The 19,287-nt window shown below is 45.9% G+C and carries 16 protein-coding genes and 1 other annotated feature; of the genes, 15 read left to right on the top strand and 1 reads right to left on the bottom strand.

Annotated features, from left to right (window positions below; translation table 11 throughout):
- Positions 1–168: 168 nt before the first annotated feature.
- From MHH46_RS25465 to MHH46_RS25435, 7 genes are all read left to right on the top strand, one after another.
- Positions 169–1,536 (top strand): LysM peptidoglycan-binding domain-containing protein, encoded by a 1,368-nt coding sequence (locus MHH46_RS25465; protein ID WP_076194487.1) that lies wholly within the window; start codon positions 169–171, stop codon positions 1,534–1,536.
- A gap of 194 nt (positions 1,537–1,730) precedes the next feature.
- Positions 1,731–2,014 (top strand) — a binding site (T-box leader).
- Positions 2,015–2,117: 103 nt separating this feature from the next.
- Positions 2,118–4,817 carry a valine--tRNA ligase gene (locus tag MHH46_RS25460; RefSeq protein ID WP_076129400.1) on the top strand — a complete coding sequence of 900 codons (2,700 nt, stop codon included), beginning with the start codon at positions 2,118–2,120 and terminating at the stop codon, positions 4,815–4,817.
- A 5-nt stretch (positions 4,818–4,822) separates the two neighbouring features.
- Complete coding sequence (locus MHH46_RS25455) at positions 4,823–6,199, top strand: folylpolyglutamate synthase/dihydrofolate synthase family protein (protein WP_076129399.1); 1,377 nt, start codon at positions 4,823–4,825, stop codon at positions 6,197–6,199.
- A gap of 6 nt (positions 6,200–6,205) precedes the next feature.
- Positions 6,206–7,582, top strand: a complete 1,377-nt coding sequence (gene murC / locus MHH46_RS25450; protein ID WP_036685137.1) for a UDP-N-acetylmuramate--L-alanine ligase — start codon at positions 6,206–6,208, stop codon at positions 7,580–7,582.
- A 209-nt stretch (positions 7,583–7,791) separates the two neighbouring features.
- On the top strand, positions 7,792–8,958 hold the full coding sequence (locus MHH46_RS25445; RefSeq protein ID WP_076129397.1) for a diguanylate cyclase: 1,167 nt from the start codon (positions 7,792–7,794) through the stop codon (positions 8,956–8,958).
- A 33-nt stretch (positions 8,959–8,991) separates the two neighbouring features.
- Positions 8,992–10,149, top strand: coding sequence for a GGDEF domain-containing protein (locus tag MHH46_RS25440; protein WP_076194484.1), 1,158 nt, complete (start codon positions 8,992–8,994; stop codon positions 10,147–10,149).
- 337 nt (positions 10,150–10,486) lie between these two features.
- Entirely contained in the window at positions 10,487–11,674 is a 1,188-nt protein-coding gene (locus MHH46_RS25435) for a glycosyltransferase (RefSeq protein ID WP_076194482.1), read from the top strand.
- A gap of 92 nt (positions 11,675–11,766) precedes the next feature.
- Here MHH46_RS25435 and MHH46_RS25430 read toward each other — a convergent pair whose 3' ends face one another.
- Entirely contained in the window at positions 11,767–12,753 is a 987-nt protein-coding gene (locus tag MHH46_RS25430; protein WP_076194479.1) for a diaminopimelate dehydrogenase, read from the bottom strand.
- A 216-nt stretch (positions 12,754–12,969) separates the two neighbouring features.
- On the opposite strand from MHH46_RS25430, the gene MHH46_RS25425 reads away from it, so the two are divergent.
- The 8 genes from MHH46_RS25425 (at position 12,970) to minC (ending at position 19,282) form a co-directional block, all read left to right on the top strand.
- Positions 12,970–14,208 carry an SPOR domain-containing protein gene (locus MHH46_RS25425; protein WP_076194477.1) on the top strand — a complete coding sequence of 413 codons (1,239 nt, stop codon included), beginning with the start codon at positions 12,970–12,972 and terminating at the stop codon, positions 14,206–14,208.
- A gap of 199 nt (positions 14,209–14,407) precedes the next feature.
- On the top strand, positions 14,408–14,653 hold the full coding sequence (locus tag MHH46_RS25420; RefSeq protein WP_036685144.1) for a DUF4321 domain-containing protein: 246 nt from the start codon (positions 14,408–14,410) through the stop codon (positions 14,651–14,653).
- A gap of 34 nt (positions 14,654–14,687) precedes the next feature.
- The gene (locus MHH46_RS25415; RefSeq protein WP_076186081.1) at positions 14,688–15,284 is read left to right on the top strand and encodes a nucleoside triphosphate pyrophosphatase; all 597 of its coding nucleotides are present in this window, start codon (positions 14,688–14,690) and stop codon (positions 15,282–15,284) included.
- A gap of 25 nt (positions 15,285–15,309) precedes the next feature.
- On the top strand, positions 15,310–15,999 hold the full coding sequence (gene radC, locus MHH46_RS25410; RefSeq protein ID WP_036685147.1) for a DNA repair protein RadC: 690 nt from the start codon (positions 15,310–15,312) through the stop codon (positions 15,997–15,999).
- Between the two features lie 38 nt (positions 16,000–16,037).
- A complete protein-coding gene (locus MHH46_RS25405) occupies positions 16,038–17,072 on the top strand; it encodes a rod shape-determining protein (RefSeq protein WP_036685150.1) in 1,035 nt (344 codons plus the stop codon).
- A 62-nt stretch (positions 17,073–17,134) separates the two neighbouring features.
- Positions 17,135–18,013 carry a rod shape-determining protein MreC gene (mreC, locus tag MHH46_RS25400; protein ID WP_076129391.1) on the top strand — a complete coding sequence of 293 codons (879 nt, stop codon included), beginning with the start codon at positions 17,135–17,137 and terminating at the stop codon, positions 18,011–18,013.
- Positions 18,013–18,543 (top strand): rod shape-determining protein MreD, encoded by a 531-nt coding sequence (gene mreD / locus MHH46_RS25395; RefSeq protein WP_081386380.1) that lies wholly within the window; start codon positions 18,013–18,015, stop codon positions 18,541–18,543. The genes mreC and mreD overlap by 1 nt, the downstream gene beginning before the upstream one ends.
- Before the next feature lie 79 nt (positions 18,544–18,622).
- Positions 18,623–19,282: a septum site-determining protein MinC gene (gene minC / locus MHH46_RS25390; RefSeq protein ID WP_036685154.1), complete on the top strand. Its 660-nt coding sequence runs from the start codon at positions 18,623–18,625 to the stop codon at positions 19,280–19,282.
- The last annotated feature ends 5 nt before the right edge of the window (positions 19,283–19,287 follow it).

The following is a 19,287-nucleotide window of genomic DNA, read 5'->3' as shown; positions in this document are numbered from 1 at the left end:
TTGGTGAGCTCTTAAATTCATGAAATTTATTAGCATCCTGTCCGGTTAGTACTACCAAAGTTGTCATGCCTCTCTGTTTGAAGCATATACATGTGGGGAGTAACATTTTGGGCTTATGCTCTGGGCCTGTCTCAGGGTTAGATTATGCCAAGAAGGAGGACATATCCCGTGTTTGATCAGTCCCACGGCTTGCGGTTTGATATTTACGAACGCATTCACCTTTCGGAAGAGCTTCCGGGAATAGCTGAGCTGGAGGAGGTTGAACTACTTCCGGAAATTCAGGTGATTCAGCGGGAGGATCGGGCCGAGTTATATGGTCAGCTGTTGCTTACCGGGCTTTACCGGAGTGAAGATGACCGAACACAACGTCTGGAGCATGCCATTCCCGTGGAAATCACTGTTCCGCTTACACGCGTCAGCTCAATTGAAGATATTGGGGTAGAGATTGAGAATTTTGATATCGATCTGCTCACGATGCGCACTGTGAATATAACAGGTGTGTTATCGCTGCGGGGGATCGGTGGTGCGGACCCTCAACCTCAACCAGCCTGGCAGCAAGAGGAGTATACAGTCGCCTATTCTCCTGTGAATGATGACAGGGTAGAAGCTACTACGGAGCTACAAGAACAGGAAAATGATGCACTTTATGAAAATTCTCAGTGGACCTTCGGTGAGGATGCCTCACAGGTTGCTGTAGAAGAACATGAGCATGCCGAAGCGAATGAACAGGAAGCAGAAGAATCATTAGTCTCAAGTGGAGCCGCTCATACGTCCCCTGTAGTCAATTTCTCATCCGGTCAGGAGAAGGACAAGGGAGCTAAAGCACGGACACATAGTCTGGAGTCCCAAGTTGAGGATGCTAAAGCGGGTTTATCCGATTACTGGTTTAAAGCCGAGGCCCAGAACAAAGAGGTTGAGGTGTCTCAGCTGAATCAAGCAAGCTATGTGAGCGAAGAGAACCAACAGTCGGCAGAGGAATATTTTACTCCTAGAGAGACCGCTGTTCTAGCCGTTAGTGCAGATGCAATTCAGGATATCCCTGTGTTCGCTTCTGAAAATGAGGCTAATAATGAGCTTCCTAAGCAAGAAGAGAATACTGCGCCGATTAATGAGAATGCGAACGAAGTTTTTGTTTCACAAGAGAGTGTGGCTTCTCATGAGGAGAAACAAGATCTTAAGATCGCCTTGGGCAGTAAAAAAGAAGCAGAAATTCCGGAAAAAGAACATCTCACCTTCTCCTCTTTACTAAGCTCCAGTCGTGTCCGTAAAGAGCAGGAAGCTCTGCAGTCGGAAGGAAACACATCTGCAGCAGTGGACGTTCCAGAGGTTGGCAATAATACGGAATGGAAGAGCAGATTCATTGCCAGCGCGGATGGAGCTAACATGTTCCGCAAAGTTCGGCTGTGTATTGTGCAGCGTGAAGAAACACTGGATACCATAGCAGAGAAGTATCAGCTAAGTGCGCGGGAGCTGGTAATGTATAATCGCTTATCCGGGCAGAGTGTAGAGGAAGGTCAAGTGTTGTACATCCCGTAATCGAATCGTGATGCGTACACACATGAATAGGTGAATCCCGATCAGGTATTAGGATCGGGATTTTTGCTGTTTCATTGTTGGAAGGGATGCTTCAGAAGAAATAAGTCGAAATTCAGCCTAAAGTCCCGCTGCAAAGGCGTATCCAGGTTGACTAGGGGGGGCTCAAAATGTATTATGGAGTAAGCAATATCTAAGTAAAGACTGGGAACGGGAAGAGTAGGCGGTCAGCCCTTCAGAGAGCGGAATTGCAAGTGCTGTGACATTCCGTAGGAAACAGCCCCCGAAGTCGCCCCGGAGTCGCCCTTCTGAGCTTATCTTCATACCTGTGAAGGATAAGTTAGGTTGTGGCCGGTAGCAGCCGTTATCTGTACGAGTGTCGCGCTAAGCTTCTGAATCCGTAGGGTAAGAAGTGTAGTTTTATTTTTCATTGGCGCGAAACAAAGGTGGTACCGCGAAAGAATGACCTTTCGTCCTTTGAGACGAGGGGTCTTTTTGTTTTTTTCAGAGACCTGTGTGCTCTATACAGCAACTTTATTAACAACTATAAGCAACTACAAGTAAACTAGTGGAGGTATCAGAGAATGGCTGACCAAAACCATCTAACAGCGGCAGATGCTGCTGCTACGAATGAATCTAAAAACGAGATGCCAACAACGTATGATCCGAAGGCAGCAGAACAGAAATGGTATTCCTACTGGACAGAGGGCGGATATTTCCGTGCAGGCCAGCGTCCGGATGCTAAAGCCTATAGTATTGTGATCCCGCCGCCAAACGTAACAGGAATGCTGCACATCGGGCATGCGCTCGATTTCACATTACAGGATATCCTGATTCGTACTAAACGGATGCAGGGCTTCGATACGCTTTGGTTACCAGGTACGGACCACGCAGGTATTGCAACACAAACGAAGGTAGAGCAGAAGCTGCGCGAGCAGGGGATTTCTAGACATGACCTCGGACGTGAGAAGTTCCTGGAGCAGGTGTGGGATTGGAAAGATAAATACGCGAACACCATTCATGAGCAGTGGGCTAAAATGGGACTTTCCCTTGACTACTCCCGCGAGCGTTTTACCCTCGATGAGGGTTTGTCGAAGGGAGTTCGCGAGGTATTTGTTAAGCTTTATAATAAAGGCTTGATCTATCGCGGTAAACGTATCATCAACTGGGACCCGGCGGCTCGTACGGCGTTGTCGGATATCGAGGTTGAATATAAGGAAGTTAACGGTCATCTGTACCACCTGCGTTACCCCCTTAAAGATGGCAGCGGACATATCACTGTAGCGACCACACGTCCGGAGACGATGTTGGGTGATACGGCAGTTGCTGTTCATCCTGAGGATGATCGTTATAAAGATCTGATTGGTAAAACCCTGATCCTGCCGATTATCGGCCGGGAGATTCCAATTATCGCTGACGAGTATGTAGATAAAGAGTTTGGTAGCGGTGCGGTTAAGATCACGCCAGCTCATGATCCAAATGACTTCGAGGTAGGTCAACGGCACAATTTGCCGCAGATCAACGTAATGGATGAGAGCGGTACGATGAACGAAGAAGCAGGACCTTACCAAGGTCAAGACCGGAGTGAATGCCGTAAGGCCATCACGGCGGATCTGAAGGAGCAAGGCGTTCTGATCTCTATTGAAGATCATGTGCATCAAGTTGGACACAGTGAACGTTCAGGAGCGGTTGTTGAGCCGTACCTGTCCACACAATGGTTCGTGAAGATGCAGCCGCTCGCCGAAGCTGCCATCAATGCACAGAAGGATGGTAATGGGGTTAACTTTGTACCTGAACGGTTCGAGAGAACCTACCTGAACTGGATTGAAAACGTACGCGACTGGTGTATTTCCCGTCAGCTTTGGTGGGGGCATCGTATTCCGGCTTGGTATTCTGAATCTACCGGTGAGCTGGTTGTGGCGAATGACGAGGAAGAAGCGCGCCGGATCAGCGGCTTAACCGACCTGAAACAGGACGAGGATGTGCTGGATACTTGGTTTAGCTCCAACCTCTGGCCGTTTGCAACCCTAGGCTGGCCGAATGAAGACAGTGCAGATTTCAAACGTTACTATCCGAACGATGTGCTCGTAACGGGCTACGATATTATTTATTTCTGGGTAGCGCGGATGATCTTCTCGGCACTGGAATTCACCGGAGAGAAACCATTCTCGGACGTATTGATGCATGGTTTGGTACGGGATGCTGAAGGACAAAAAATGTCCAAATCACTCGGCAACGGTGTAGATCCGCTTGAGGTTATCGAGAAGTATGGCGCAGATGCTATGCGTTATATGATTTCTACCGGCAGCACAGCGGGTCAGGATTTACGCTTCCGCTGGGAAAAGGTAGAGCAGGCGCGTAATTTCGCTAATAAGATCTGGAATGCGTCACGCTTCGCCCTCATGAATCTTGAAGGAGTTAGCTTCGAGAATATTGACATTACTGGGGAGCTAACTACGGCTGACCGTTGGATTTTACACCGTCTGAACGAAACTTCTCGTGAAATTACGCGTCTAATTGACTCGTACGAGTTCGGCGAGACCGGCCGCCAGCTGTACAACTTCATTTGGGACGATTTGTGTGACTGGTATATTGAGTTCGCGAAGCTGTCGCTTTACGGAACGGATGCCGCAGCCAAAGCGAAGACACAGTCCGTACTTGCTTATGTACTCGACCGCACGATGCGCTTGATCCATCCGTTTATGCCGTTTATTTCGGAGGAAATCTGGCAGCATCTGCCGCATGAAGGAGAGACAATCACTTTGGCTGCTTGGCCTGAGTATGATGCTGCTCTGGAGAACCCGCAAGCGGTAGCGGAAATGAACCTGCTGATGGATGTAATCCGGGCAGTTCGTAATATCCGTGCTGAAGTAAATGTACCGATGAGCAAAAAGGTTGATTTGATTATTAAAGCGAGCAATGAGGAAACACTGAGCATCATTACTCGTAACGACAACTACATCGGACGTTTCTGCAATACCTCTTCTTTCGAAGCTGGCCTGAATCCGGAAACGCCAGACAAGGTAATGTCCGCTGTAGTAACGGGAGCGGAACTGCTTCTGCCTTTGTCGGGGCTGATTGATATTGAACAAGAAATCGCTCGTCTGGAAAAAGAAGTGCAGACGCTGAACAGCGAAGTAGAACGCGTAGAGAAAAAGTTGAGCAATCAGGGCTTCGTGGCCAAAGCTCCCGCAAAAGTTATCGAAGAGGAGCAGGCGAAGCAGGCAGATTATTCTGCCAAACGTGAGAAAGTACTTGCCCGCATAGCAGAGCTGAGAGGATAAGAGACATGGATGACCTAAATCGGGGCGGGAGCACCGCCCCTCTTGCGACATATACCGAAGCGGTTAACTGGATCAAGGGCCTGATTCCTTTTGGAATCCGGCCAGGTTTAGACAGAATTGAGATGTTGATGGACAAGCTGGGAAACCCGCACCGTCGGCTGAAATTTATTCATGTGGCGGGTACCAACGGCAAAGGCTCCACCTGTGCTTTTTTGACAAGCGCACTTTTGCAAAGCGGCTATTCTGTCGGCACCTTCACGTCTCCGTATATTACGAAGTTCACGAACAGGTTCCAATATAATAATACGGACATTCCTGAAGAAACTCTTCTTGAGCTAGTGAATACCCTTCGTCCTTTGGTAGATGAGATTGCAGAAACGGAATTTGGCTCACCAACGATGTTTGAGGTAACTACAGCTGTGGCCATTCTATTTTTTGCGGGTGTTTCTTGTCCGGATGTTGTCGTATGGGAGACTGGGCTTGGGGGAAGGCTGGATGTAACGAACATCGTTACTCCGATCGTGTCGGTGATTACAAATGTCGGCCATGACCATATGGATATTCTGGGAGATACGCTTGAGAAGGTTGCAATGGAGAAAGCCGGGATTATCAAACCCGGTGTGCCTGTTGTTAGCTGCGTAAATCAACCGGAAGTCGTGGCTGTACTCAAGGAGAAAGCGGCGGCTTGCCGCTCTACTCTTTATCTTGCCGGAGAAGATTTTAGCTATGAAGCTACTGGAATCCATGGGGATGTGCAGACCTTTAACTTTAAGGGTCCCTTCCGTTCGCTTGAACTTGGGATTGTGATGAAAGGCGAACACCAGATTAGCAATGCGGCGGGAGCCATGATGGTTCTTGAAGTTTTGCGCCAGTATATGGCGTTCATGCTAGAGGATGAAGATGTTCTGGAAGGATTGCGTCATGCATTTTGGGCTGGAAGGCTGGAAGAGGTAAGTAAATCTCCGAGGATCGTACTGGATGGAGCACATAATCCGGAAGGCGCGGAGAGCCTTGCCAAAAGCCTGCCACAGCTCTATAAATACGGTAAATTAAATTTACTTATGGGAATGATGGCAAATAAGCATCATGAATCCTACTTTAAGCATATACTGCCTATAGTGGATACGCTCATCCTGACCGAACCGGATTTCCAGAACAAAATGGACGCGGAGCATCTGCAGGTTATCGCAGAAAGTCTGCGGGATAAATATGCCAAGGAAAACTTGGTAATCATAGTAGAACATAATTGGGGAAAAGCGCTGCAACAACTGAAGTCGATTACAGCGGAGGATGACCTTGCCGTCGTATCTGGTACGCTGTATTTGATTTCTGACGTGCGCGGTACACTTTTGCAGCAACCCGATACTGAAAAAGGCTGGTGACGACTGTTGGATACTACTGAACGTGTGCATTTTATAGGGATCGGCGGCTACGGTATGAGCGCGATTGCCCGAGTAATGCTAGAAATGGGATATACGGTTACGGGCTCCGATGTGGCTGCCCAAGAATTGACGGATAAATTGATTGCTAAAGGTGCCAAGATTTATATTGGGCATACAGCAGAACAAGTAAAAGGTGCGGATCTGGTCGTGTACTCTACGGCTTTGTCCAGCGATAATGTGGAATGGGTGGAAGCAGAGCGTCTTAAGATTCCAATTCTGCACCGCTCACAAATGTTAGCCCGTTTATTGAACGAACGTAAAGGGGTAGCTGTTGCCGGAGCGCATGGTAAAACAACTACATCCTCTATGATCGCACTTGTAATGGAAGAGTGTGAAGTTGATCCTACGTATATTATTGGCGGAGAGATTATGAACGTCGGTACGAATGCAAAGGCAGGACAAGGCGATTATGTAGTGGCGGAAGCGGATGAGAGCGATGGCTCTTTCTTGCACTATCACCCTTGGCTTGGAATTGTCACGAATGTGGAAGCAGATCACTTGGAGAATTATGGCGGAGATTTTAACCGTCTCAAGGCTGCTTATGTACAGTTTATGAACCAGACCCGTGAAGACGGCACTGCGATTGTGTGTGCAGATGACGAGAACGTGATTTCTTTATTGCCTGAAGTGTCAGGTAAGGTGATTACTTACGGCATCAAGTCGAAGACTGCAGATTATATTGCCACAGACATCGTTCTTGGGGACCGTCAGGTTTCGTATACGATGAACCATAATGGCGTAGTATTGGGACAAATTGAACTATCCGTGCCAGGCCAGTACAATCTGTATAATTCAATGGCTGCGGTTATCGCTTGTTTGAAATCAGGAATCTCTTTTGAAAAAATCGCTGAGGCGATTGTGAAATTCCATGGTGCGAAGCGCCGTTTTCAAGTGCTCGGAGAAGTCGATGACATTCTGGTCATCGATGATTATGCGCATCACCCAACTGAAATTCAGGCGACAATCAGTGCTGCTAAGGCAACGGGGAAACGGATTATTGCCGTATTCCAGCCTCAGCGGTATACACGTACGTTCTTCCTGCTAGATGCCTTCAGCCGCGCCTTTAGCGAAGCAGATGAGGTGATCATCACCGACATCTACTCTCCGGCAGGTGAGAAGCAGATTGAGGGGGTTACATCTGCGAAGCTGGTTGAGCTTATTGTGCAGAACAGTAACGCTGGTGCAAGACATCTGCCAACCAAAGAAGATGTGCTTGCTGATCTGAAACCTCGTATTGCCCCAGGTGACCTAGTGATTACGATGGGCGCAGGCGATATCTGGAAGGTTGGATACGCATTGGCGGACGGCTTGAAGAAGCGTTAATACAAACACAGGCCTACACGAGAATATTCATATTCTCTTGACCATAGCACTTCCCCCCGAGCTCCGTGCAGGGGGAAGTGCTTTTTTGTATACTTAAGCGGTGTATGTACATTCTAAAAAATGAAATAAATAGGGTATTTGCTGAACCAGCCATTGAGTGCTATAGTGCTGTCAGTAGAGGATCAATTTTTCCGTGTAGGTGGTGACTCATGGACTCCCAGCTTGATATCAAAACGTTAGTGTATTTATTTATTTTTGGAAATCTATTTATATTGCTGCTGATAACCAATTACCGGAGGAGCGCTCCTAAAGACAGGGCATCCACCTTATTCATACGCTCAAAGGCGGTGCAGCTGCTCTTCTGGTGTTCATTATTATTATGGGGTCATATCCCCCGCGCTTTATCCATTCCACTTAGCAACGCTTTGATTCTTTTAGGCTGCTGTCTGGAGATTATTGCTTTATTGCTGATGATGGGAATCCTTGGTCAGCGGATAAAGTTGTATTACATAACGCTTTCCATACTTAGTTCGATTACTTTTAGTATTGTTGCGATCTTCTTTCATCATTCCAGCTGGCGCATAGCCTGTACCTCATTATGGTCGATACTGTTTATTGTCTATCCAGCTTACCACCTCACGGTGAACCCCAAAGGCACCCCTCTTCAGAAGATACTCGGAATATTGTTTTACGCTTTTGCAGGGATTATGCTGCTCCGCGCGATTGTTGCATTGATCTGGGAGCCAGAGATGAACGTGTTCACAACTAATCTTTCGCAGTATTTATATTACTTGGGGATGTATTTATTGTTGATTGTGGGAGCCGCAGGCTTTATTCTACTTTCTAACGAGCATTCCTTTGTAAAACTGAAACGAATCGCTAGCTACGATGATTTGACTGGAATCCTTAACCGTGGAGCATTTCTTGAGGAAGCTGAGGTACGGCTTGAGAAGGCAGTTGCTGAGCAAGAGTACTTTTCTTTTATGCTGCTGGATTTGGATCATTTCAAAGAAATCAATGATACATACGGCCATGATACCGGCGATGTTGTTCTGGAAGAATTCGCATTGACGATTAAGGACAACCTCGAAAACAGCGATTTATTTGGCAGGCTGGGCGGCGAGGAATTTGCAGTTATCCTTTGCGGGCTGGATGAAGCTAGCTGTGACCGGAAAGCTGAAGTGTTACGAAAGGCAGTAATGAAGACGCCTACACAAAAACTTTTACAAGGCTATACAGTTAGTATAGGTGTAATTACAATCATACCGGATCAGGAGATTTGGATAAATAAGCTGTACAAGCTGAGCGATAAAGCGTTATACCAAGCCAAACAAGAAGGAAGAAACCGAGTGGTCAGATACAATTATATTTATTGAGCTTAGAGAATACAGGGGGTGAAATTCACTAACATGCATCTGGATCTCAAGACACTGCTGGTCTGCCTCTTTATGTGGCAATCCTTTACGGTATTGCTTATTGTCGTCTATCGTTTGCGTTACGCGCAGGAACGGACTTCTACCTTGTTTGTCACGGCAAAATATTTGCAGCTGGCAGCTTTAATTCTCCTTTTGCTGAATGATTTCACAGACTCACGACTTCCCATTCCAATCAGTATGCTGCTTGCTTTAGCTGGAGGTACGCTGGAAAGCTTAGCGCTTCTGATGCTTCTCAGAGTTTTTGGGAGTAGGATTGAACGATATTATACGATCCTGTTCGGAGTATCCATTGTCATCGTAGTGCTACTGCATATAATTATGCCAGATGAGCGGTTGGTTATGGCTGCAACTTGTCTATTTGGGATTATGATCTTAGCGTTGCCAGCTTATATATTAGCTGTGAAGATTAGAGAGACCTCTCTCCAGCGAACCATAGGATTGTTGTACTTTGTTGTAATTTTAGCGCTGGTTAGCAAGGGACTTGAACCGTTTTATTCGATGTTAGGATGGAATGCACAGACCTCTCACTGGCTGCAGATATTTTTTTATCTGGGGATTTATTTGCTTATGTTCTTAGGAACTGCAGGAATCATGCTGCTTTATAGGGAGGATTCCTTTACAGAATTGGAACGGGTGGCCACTTATGATGTGTTGACAGGTATTTTGAATCGCAGATCCTTTGTACAGCGCGCCCGGCCTTTAATAGCTGCCTCAGCAATGAAGAAGCTGCCGTATTCTTTTTTACTGCTGGATGTGGATCACTTTAAACGCATAAACGATACCTACGGCCACAATACCGGCGACCACGTTCTAAAAGATCTGTCTCATAAAATAAAACAGCAGCTTGGCAATGGTGATCTGTTCGGAAGATTCGGTGGTGAGGAGTTCACTGTGCTGCTGCATAGAGCCGATGAACAAAACAGTGATATGATTGCAGAGCGGATGCGCACAGCGGTTACAGGGGCGGTCATTCATGGTGTGCCCTTGCATTACACGATAAGTGTTGGCATCATCACGGTGGATTCAGGTGAACGATACGCATTGAACACTCTTTACAAACTTAGTGACACTGCATTGTATCAGGCTAAGAAAAAGGGCCGGAACTGTGTAGTTAGAAGCTATGACAACTAAAGTGTCTTCCTTTCGACATTAAGCGAGGGAGATGCTTTTTTTGTATGCAAAGAGGCGTAGTACATATTACCTAAAGATTACGATTTCTATCCATAGAGCAATTCATGATTATGTATGGCGTAAAAAAAGGGGTTTTAGTCTATATTTTAGAAAATGTGGCGTTTTATAAGGGTAAATCGTGATAGAATTTTGGAAACTCAGAAAAAAACTTAAAAAATTTTAGACTTCTCCTATAAATCGACAAAACTTTTAATTGAAATGAGTTACTATTGAACTGCATCTAAAGTTTCAGTTAGTAGATGGGGGTTTTTATTACAAAATACAAGGAGCCAGAGTCATGCGAGAAAGAATGCTGTTCCTATCAGCCCAGAATCAAAGCGCAGAGGATCTAGAAGGAGAAATGAGAACAGGGAGTATTCTCGAGATTTTGCTTGGGAAATTTGATATAGATTTGCTGACGTACGGCAGTGCCAACCAAACCGTGTCTATAAATGAGCGGACGGCACTTACGGTTCATAACATTAATGAAGATTATACGACCTGGAGGCCAATGCTGCGCCCCTTACATAAACTGCGGAATTTCTCAAATTTAAGTCATATAGATAAAGATATGAAGAACACTATTTTGGAGCTTTGCCGTTCGAATAATTACAAGCATGTATTTATATCGCATGTCCTATTGGGTAAATGCATTGATATGGTGCGGAACTTGCTTCCAGAAGCCAGTGTGATCACAGATACCTATAGTTTTGCAAACGGAAGCGGAGGATCTGCCGGAGAGGCAGGAAAGTTAAGCAGGAAGAATCCATATAATAAACTCAATGCTGCATGGGATCGTAGGAATAAACGGCGATTAATGAATAAGACGGGACTACTTTTAGCAACCTCGGAATGGGATGCACTAGCGTTCAAATCTCTATCATTTGCCGATGCTCGTAAGGTTCATGTTGTCCCCCATTTCATCAAGATGAATGAGTATGAGACTTTTGCAGAGCCTGTGACTAAAGAAAATTCAATTGTGCTGCACTGGAATATGAATATGAGACTGGGAATAGATGCAGCCCGAGTATTCTTTAAAAAAACCTATCCCATGATTAAAGAACAAGTGCCTGATATCAAAAGTTACATTATCAGCTCAGAGGTTCACCCAGAGGTCATGACTTTGATTAAGGAAGATGAATCGGTCATAGTCACTGGACCAGTAAATTCCTCTACTGAATACATACGACGGTCTAAAGCTGTTCTGGTGCCTATCCTTGAAGGCTGCGAAGTTTCTAGAAATATACTGGAATCCTGGGCGCTAAAAACCCCGGTGGTTACTAGCTCAATCATGTGTGAGAAGCTGAATTGTGAGCATAACCGAAATATTTTGCTGGCTAATACCTCAGTTGAGGTTGTTGGAAGTGTACTGAATTTACTGAAAAATCCTGAGCTTGGCGCCATTATTGCGGATCGTGCGCATGAGACTTTGTTGAAGAATTACGAAATGAATCATGTTAAGAGTAAGATTCTTAGTCTTGTATAGAGGGTTGTCAGACATGATGCTTGCCCCTCTGGACAACAAATAACCCGCGAGGACCATTAAAAGTCCTACGCGGGTTATTTGTCGACAGGATTTTAGAGTAAGTTGCGGCGCAGTTCTTCTGGTGATTTCGGAGACAACATCCCAAGTGGAATATCGAATACAGTACGCGCTCCGCTTTGACCTTCTTGACTCATACGCTGAGCAGCTCTGGCATAAGCCACAAGCACACTAGCTGTAAATTCAGGATTGCTCTCCAGCTTCAGGCCAAATTCAACAATTTGTTTCGTGCCTTCTCCTGTTACCCCACTGCGAATAACAAACCCGCCGTGCGGAATACCGCTATGCTGAGCTGCCAGTTCTTCTTCAGTGATGAAAGTAACCGTAGTATCATAATCTGCAAAATAGTTCGGCATATTCACAATTTCTTCGCGAATGCGCTCTTGATCTGCACCTGTCTCAGCTACTACAAAACACTCTCTAAGATGTTTTTCACGAGTAGTGAGTTCTGGTGTTTCACCCGCACGGATGGCCTCGATAACCTCTTGTACTGGAACAGTATACTGTACGCCACCTTTAACGCCTTCTACTCTGCGAATGGCATCAGAGTGACCTTGGCTGACGCCTTTACCCCAGAAAGTATATTCTTTACCTTGTGGAAGAATAGCTTCAGCTAGCAGACGGTTCATGGAGAACAGGCCTGGATCCCAGCCCGTAGAAATTACGCTGAGTGTTCCGCCTTGTTTAGCTGCGGCATCAACGGTCGCAAAGAACTCAGGGATTTTGGCATGAGTGTCAAAGCTGTCCACGGTATTAAACATCCGGGCAATAGCTGGTGTCTGTTCTGGCAGATCGGTAGCCGATCCTCCGCACAGAATCATAACATCTACTTTTCCCTTATATTGTTCGACGGCAGAGATATGCTCGAATTTCACACCGGTTTTACCGGCTTCCAGTTGTCCAGGCTCTCTGCGCGTAAAGATCGCAACCAACTCGATATCTTCACTTTGGTTAATAGCCTTACGTACACCTTTTCCTAAATTACCGTAGCCCACAATTGCTGCTTGAATTTTTTGTTTCAGAAAAAGCCCTCCTAAACTGTAATGAACTAAAATCCTATTTCTAGCTTAACTAGTATAGTGCACACTTTTAGCTCTTTTTATATAGTATATAAAAGTTACATGTAATGTAAACTGAATCCGTATAACTTTCATTATTCATTTGGCTATAAAAATAGCATATCTCTCTATTGTCTATCATATATTTCCATATAGATTAGATGAGGTGAGGTGTTACTGTTGAATAACGGAAGAATGACATTCCGATTTGACGTGAATAAGGACGAGCCTAAGCCAAAACCGCAGGTAGTGGAGCGCTGGTCCAGTGGCGGACTGGGTACAGCTGAAGAATATGCAGAGGAGTTGCGCAAGGAGGTCGGTCCAGCACAGCAGCATACTTGGGTGCAAGAACCTGATCTACGCTCTACGCGTGAGGCACCGCCGGAGGATGCTTACGACTATTACTCAGGAACTGTAGATCCACGCCAGCAAGAATGGGACGAACAGGATAGAGATTTCAGAAATACGCAGCAATCGTATCTGCTCTCAGATTTGGTACTAGATGACAGAGATAAATCAGCAGAGGTTTACACGGGAGGTTATGGGGGCTCATATCATACTCGTCGCCCATCGTATTGGTGGAAATTATCCCTGTCTGTGGTGGGGGCCATCGGCACAGGTCTACTGCTTGGGTATGCGGCGCTTTCCTTTTTTTATGGAGGAAACATGGATAGTAGTTCAGGAACCGGGATAACAGATACATTGGCTACTTCAGGGCAGACTTCCGGAGCTAATGATCCAGCAGGTGTAGGAACCTCGGGATTGCCGGTTACGGGCACAGATGATGCCGGCAAAAACAGTATTCCTGTTCAAGTGGCTGCGCAAAGCTACTACCTGCTGCAGTATGGCGTATTCAGTACGCCGGCAGGCGCGGAACAAGCTAGACAAGAGCTGTTGGACGCTGGCTTGGCTGCGGGCTTGGACCCTGCTGACGGAAATCGTGTATATGCCGGAATGTCCTCTGACCGTGAACAAGCTAAGCTGCTCAGCAGTGGACTGAAGAATCAAGGGATTGAGCTTTATGTAAGAGAGGTGGATCTTCCCGGAGTGGAACGATTAGGATTTGCCGGAAATGCGGAGGCTGTGAATAGTTATTTTGCGGTGAGTGGACAGTTGCTCAGTGAACTAAGCAGTCAATCCGCTTCTTTACTCAGTGGCGGACAAACGGATGCGGCAGCTAATACCTCAGCTGTGAGTGATCTTCATCTCCAATGGAGTGAAGCTGTTAAAGCTCTGGAGCAAGGCATAACGCCTGAAGCCAAAAGCATTTGCGCAGCGCTAGAGAAATCTATGAGCCAAGGAATTTCAGCACTGAGTGAATATAACAAGAACAAGGCGCAAGCCCTGCTTTGGGAAGTGCAGGAATCCATGCTGAGCTTCTTGACCAGCCAAAAACAGCTGCTGTCTGCTATGAATTGAATGCTTGGATTGCGGATTCAAAATAACAACAAGTCTCCGGGGAATTGGGGGCTTGTTGTTTTTTTCGGAGAAGGGTATCGTTCCGCAACTTTTAGGGCAAAAGGTGGTAAACATTACCGTAGGGGATTTTACGTTTGTATTGATCACCGTTTCACCGTATAATAATTAGGGTGTCAAAAAATGGCGAGGGAAGACTGAGATGAAGAAGAAAAATGTAGGAACACTGCTGTTATTTCTAATTCTAGGCTGGCTGGCTGGAGCCTGGATCGCCAAGCTGCTGCAGCCCGTAAAGGCTCTGTCTTTTCTAACAACATCGACTGTGCTCAAATGGTCTCCGCGAGCCGATTTAGACATCATAACCTATGACATCACTATTCATTTGAAATTGTGCATGCTTAGTCTCGCCGGTATTATTACAGCTGTATGGCTGTACCGCAGACTGTAACTCTCGTTACTGAGCAAGAAGGGACGTTTACAACGTGGACAACTCACCACTCATTATTCTAGCCTCAGGTTCACCGCGTCGACGTGAGCTGTTATCCTTACTGGGTTTACCCTTTGAGGTCATTACCAGCGAAGCTGATGAGAGCACACCGCCGGATTGGACGCCGGAGAGAATCGTGCGCAGTCTAGCTTTGCGAAAAGCAGAAGCCGTAGTAGCTACAGCCGGAGAGCGTAACGCAGTCATTATAGGAAGCGACACAATTGTTGTACTAGATAATACTGTGCTAGGCAAACCGGTGGACAAGCTGGACAGCAAAGCGATGCTTACCAGACTTCAGGGCCGAACTCATAAGGTATACACGGGTGTAGCCTGCCTCGGACTCCCGAATGGGAAGACTATAGTGGAGCACCGTGTTACTTCCGTAACGATGAGGGCAATGACTGAAGAGGAAATTGCTGCTTATATAGCTACGGGAGAGCCCGCTGATAAGGCTGGCTCTTATGCGATACAAGGGCTTGGGTCCATTTTGGTGGAACGAATTGAAGGCTGTTATTTCAATGTAGTCGGATTGCCTTTGTCGCTTCTTGGCGAAATGCTATCCGAGTTCGGTATAACTGTATTGAGCCGGTAGGAAGCCTGGGGAAAGAGGGATAGGGATGGAGTCGCAACCAATTATGCTGCGGGACCTCCCCCATGAAGAACGACCTAGAGAGCGCATGATGCATTATGGGGCGGAATCATTAAGTCAAGCGGAGTTGTTAGCCATTCTGCTGCGTACGGGAACACGCCGCGAGTCGGCTATTCATATTGCACAGCAGATGCTGGGGAAGATCGGTGGCCTGCGTGGGCTAGTTGACCTTAGCATCGAAGAACTGACCAAAATCAACGGTATCGGTCCTGCCAAGGCCGTACAACTAAAAGCAGGCATCGAACTGGGAAGGCGCCTTGCGAATTCCAGGTTCAATATGCCGGTCATTATCCGCTGTCCTGGGGACGCTGCTGAGATTCTGACTGAGCAATTGCGTTATTTGCAAAAGGAGCATTTTGTCTGTCTGTTTCTGAACACGAAGAATCATGTGATTGGACAAGAAACATTGTCCATGGGCAGCCTGAATGCTTCGATCGTTCATCCTCGTGAGGTATTCAGAGCAGCTATAAAATGCAGTAGCGCCTCTATTATATGCGCGCACAATCATCCTAGTGGTGATCCAACACCTAGTCCAGAAGATATTTCCCTAACTGCTAGATTGCTTCAGGCAGGTGAGATTATCGGAATAGATGTGCTGGACCATCTAATTATCGGAGATAGCAGTTTCGTAAGCTTGAAAGAAAAAGGACATATGTAATATAAATGTAGATTTACTTAGGAAAAGGAGAAATTAGCATGTTGGGTGGTTTCACAAAAGATTTAGGAATTGACTTGGGGACAGCGAATACGCTTGTCTACGTACGCGGTAAGGGTGTTGTTGTAAGAGAGCCTTCCGTTGTAGCCATTAACACTGATACTAAGACGATTGAAGCTGTGGGTGAATCCGCCAAAAAAATGATCGGTCGTACACCTGGAAATATCCGTGCGATCCGTCCGATGAAAGATGGCGTTATCGCTGATTTTGATACAACGGCTACGATGATTAAATATTTTATTCGTCAAGCACAGAAACAGCGTTCTATGTTCCAGCGTCACCCTAATGTAATGGTCTGCGTGCCATCTGGCATTACTGCTGTAGAGCAACGTGCGGTAGAAGATGCTACCAAACAAGCTGGAGCTCGTGAAGCTTACATTATCGAAGAGCCTTTTGCTGCTGCTATCGGCGCGGATCTGCCAGTATGGGAGCCTACAGGTAGTATGGTTGTAGATATCGGTGGAGGTACAACTGAAGTTGCTGTAATCTCGCTCGGCGGTATTGTTACTAGCCGTTCAGTGCGTGTTGCAGGTGATGAAGCGGATGAGTCCATCATTCAATACATCAAACGTCAATACAATCTGATGATCGGTGAACGTACTTCGGAGCAGCTCAAAATGGATGTTGGCTCTGCCCTTCCTCTTGAAAAGGCTGAAACCATGGAAATTCGCGGCCGTGATCTCGTAACAGGTCTGCCAAAAACACTTACAATTACTTCTGATGAAATCTGTGAAGCTTTGTCTGACACAGTGAATGCTATTATTGAAGCTGTTAAAGTAACGTTGGAAAAATGTCCGCCAGAGCTTGCAGCAGATATTATGGATCGTGGAATTGTTTTGACAGGTGGGGGAGCTTTGCTTCGCAACTTGGATAAGCTGCTTGCACGTGAGACGGGAATGCCGGTTATTGTTGCTGAGAATCCACTGGACTGTGTAGCTATTGGAACCGGTAAGGCACTTGAGAACATTCATTTGTTCAAGAGCCGCAGCGGATCCAGTCTTCGTTCGAAGAGATAAGATGATGTTCTACCACTTGTGTAAGTCAACCCCTGTTATGGGAGAAATACTGTTGTTAGAGGGTGTTGAAACTGTTTAAACTCTTAAGCAATAAACGTCTGTTTATTCTGTTGATTACACTGGTGCTGTTCATTGTGGTAATGGGCTTCAGCTTGGCAACAAGGAAAGGCTTGTCCTGGCCGGAGAACTTTCTCAGAGATTCGACTGGTTTCGTGCAAAAAATGTTCTACAAGCCCGCTGGATATGTAGCGGGCTTGTTTGAAGATATTGGAAATCTGAGTGATCTTGCTAAAGAAAATGAACAGCTTAAAATTATGGCTGCCCAGTATGCACGTGATAAAGCCCAGTATAATTTTATTAAAGCACAGAATGAAGACTTGGAAAAAAAATGGCAATTCACTAAAGAACAGAAGAATTTGTATAAGTATGAATATCGTATTGCGCAAGTAATTAGCCAGACTACAGAACCAAGCAACAGCACCATTGTAATTGATTTAGGCTCCAAAGATGGTGTCAGACCTAATATGTCTGTTATTTCAACCGATGGTCTGGTAGGTGTTATCAGTCAAGTTAGCAATTTCACTTCTACTGTGAAACTGATGACCATGATGGACACTAATGATCCTAATTCCCAGCCGCCTATTGCGGCAACTGCCTTTAATAAAGAGGGTAAGTCCTTTGGGATGATTGAGAGTTATAATCCAGAGACGAACAGACTGCTGATGACCAAGATTCCACCGGGTGATCCTATTGCAGCGGAGGATACTATTCTGTCTTCCGGTATTGGAGGCTTGTATCCAAGGGGGTTGACAATAGGCACAGTTGAAAGCGTCGATGTTGGTGAATTTGGATTAACCTCCACAGCAGTGATAAAGCCTTCAGCAGAATTTCAGGACTGGAAGCATTTGATTGTTGTGTTTACGGAGGAGCGTGCTGAATAGTGAATATGCGCAGATCAGTTCTTATTCTGATACTGTTCCTCTTATTTATTGTGGAGGGAACCATCTTACCTTGGCTGATTCCAGATGTGTGGCAGATGCGAATCATTCCGAATTTGGTTTTTGTAGTGTTATTGTTCGTGACTATATATCATCATCGGCATACAGCACTTATATTGGGATTATGTTTTGGAATGCTGCATGATGTCGTTTTTTACGGCAGAATTCTTGGAGCACACTCTTTTGCGATGGGATTGTCGGCTTATTTAATCGGCCTTTTATTTCAGATTCCACGTGCTCCGCTGCCCCTTATGATGACTGTGGTTCTGCTTGGAAGTCTACTTGGGGATAGTATACTATTTGGTATCTATAGTGTATTTAATCTTAATCAAGAACCTTATAGCTGGGCGATTTTGAATCACATGCTGCCGACGATGCTTTTTCATTTTGCCATCGGGCTACTCTTCTACATACCGGTTCGGCGCCAGCTTGAGCTAATCAAGAAAGAAACGAATAAGGAAGAAGCGGCTTAAAGAGCTTCTATTTTCTTTCTATACAAAGCAGGAATTTAAGGGGCCCGGCACGAATGAATGAGGATAGGGGGCCAGGCATATGACAGTAAAATCCAAGCATGTAAGGATTAAGGGCATCAAGGATGGCCTGATATTCCTGCTAGACGACAAATGTCCCTTTGAAGATCTTCTGAGCGAGCTTCGCTATAAGCTGGAGCACAGCCATCAAAATATTTTAACTGGACCGATTGTACATGTGGACATAAAGCTGGGCAATCGTACCGTAACTGAGGAAGACAAGGAAGCTGTGCTGGAGATTCTTAAGGGACAGGGAAATCTGTTGATTCGATCTATAGAGGCGCTTCCAGCGCCCGGCAGTGAGGATAATGACGCATTGTTTCTGATGAGCGGAATTCTACGTTCCGGTCAGGTGCTGCACCATAACGGAAATCTTCTATATCTGGGGGATGTGAACCCTGGGGGGACCATAACCTGTTCAGGCGATATTTATATACTAGGTTCGCTAAGAGGGATGGCGCATGCTGGAGTAGACGGGAATGAGGAAGCGATTATAGCTGCTTCTTTAATGTCTCCAACGCAGCTGCGAATTGCCGATATTATTAGTCGTCCGCCCGATGAATGGGAAACCCGAGAAAGCAGTATGGAATTTGCATATTTAACAAACGGAGCTATGCAGATCGATAAGATTCATAATTTGGTCAAATTACGTCAGGATTTAAATGTGTTTAAAGGGGTGTAGCCTCC

The sequence above is a fragment of the Paenibacillus sp. FSL H8-0175 genome (assembly GCF_045040615.1).
Taxonomy (GTDB): Bacteria; Bacillota; Bacilli; order Paenibacillales; family Paenibacillaceae; genus Paenibacillus_AQ; species Paenibacillus_AQ odorifer.
Note: the sequence above shows the minus strand (reverse complement) of the source record. Positions and strands in the feature narration are given on the sequence as shown.

Excerpts from the sequence above, each read along its gene's own strand:
- radC (WP_036685147.1), top strand. The coding sequence starts at position 15,310 with ATGGAGTCGCAACCAATTATGCTGCGGGACCTCCCCCATGAAGAACGA.
- MHH46_RS25435 (WP_076194482.1), top strand. The coding sequence starts at position 10,487 with ATGCGAGAAAGAATGCTGTTCCTATCAGCCCAGAATCAAAGCGCAGAG.
- MHH46_RS25460 (WP_076129400.1), top strand. The coding sequence starts at position 2,118 with ATGGCTGACCAAAACCATCTAACAGCGGCAGATGCTGCTGCTACGAAT.
- MHH46_RS25455 (WP_076129399.1), top strand. The coding sequence starts at position 4,823 with ATGGATGACCTAAATCGGGGCGGGAGCACCGCCCCTCTTGCGACATAT.
- minC (WP_036685154.1), top strand. The coding sequence starts at position 18,623 with ATGACAGTAAAATCCAAGCATGTAAGGATTAAGGGCATCAAGGATGGC.
- MHH46_RS25405 (WP_036685150.1), top strand. The coding sequence starts at position 16,038 with ATGTTGGGTGGTTTCACAAAAGATTTAGGAATTGACTTGGGGACAGCG.
- MHH46_RS25445 (WP_076129397.1), top strand. The coding sequence starts at position 7,792 with ATGGACTCCCAGCTTGATATCAAAACGTTAGTGTATTTATTTATTTTT.
- MHH46_RS25440 (WP_076194484.1), top strand. The coding sequence starts at position 8,992 with ATGCATCTGGATCTCAAGACACTGCTGGTCTGCCTCTTTATGTGGCAA.
- MHH46_RS25420 (WP_036685144.1), top strand. The coding sequence starts at position 14,408 with ATGAAGAAGAAAAATGTAGGAACACTGCTGTTATTTCTAATTCTAGGC.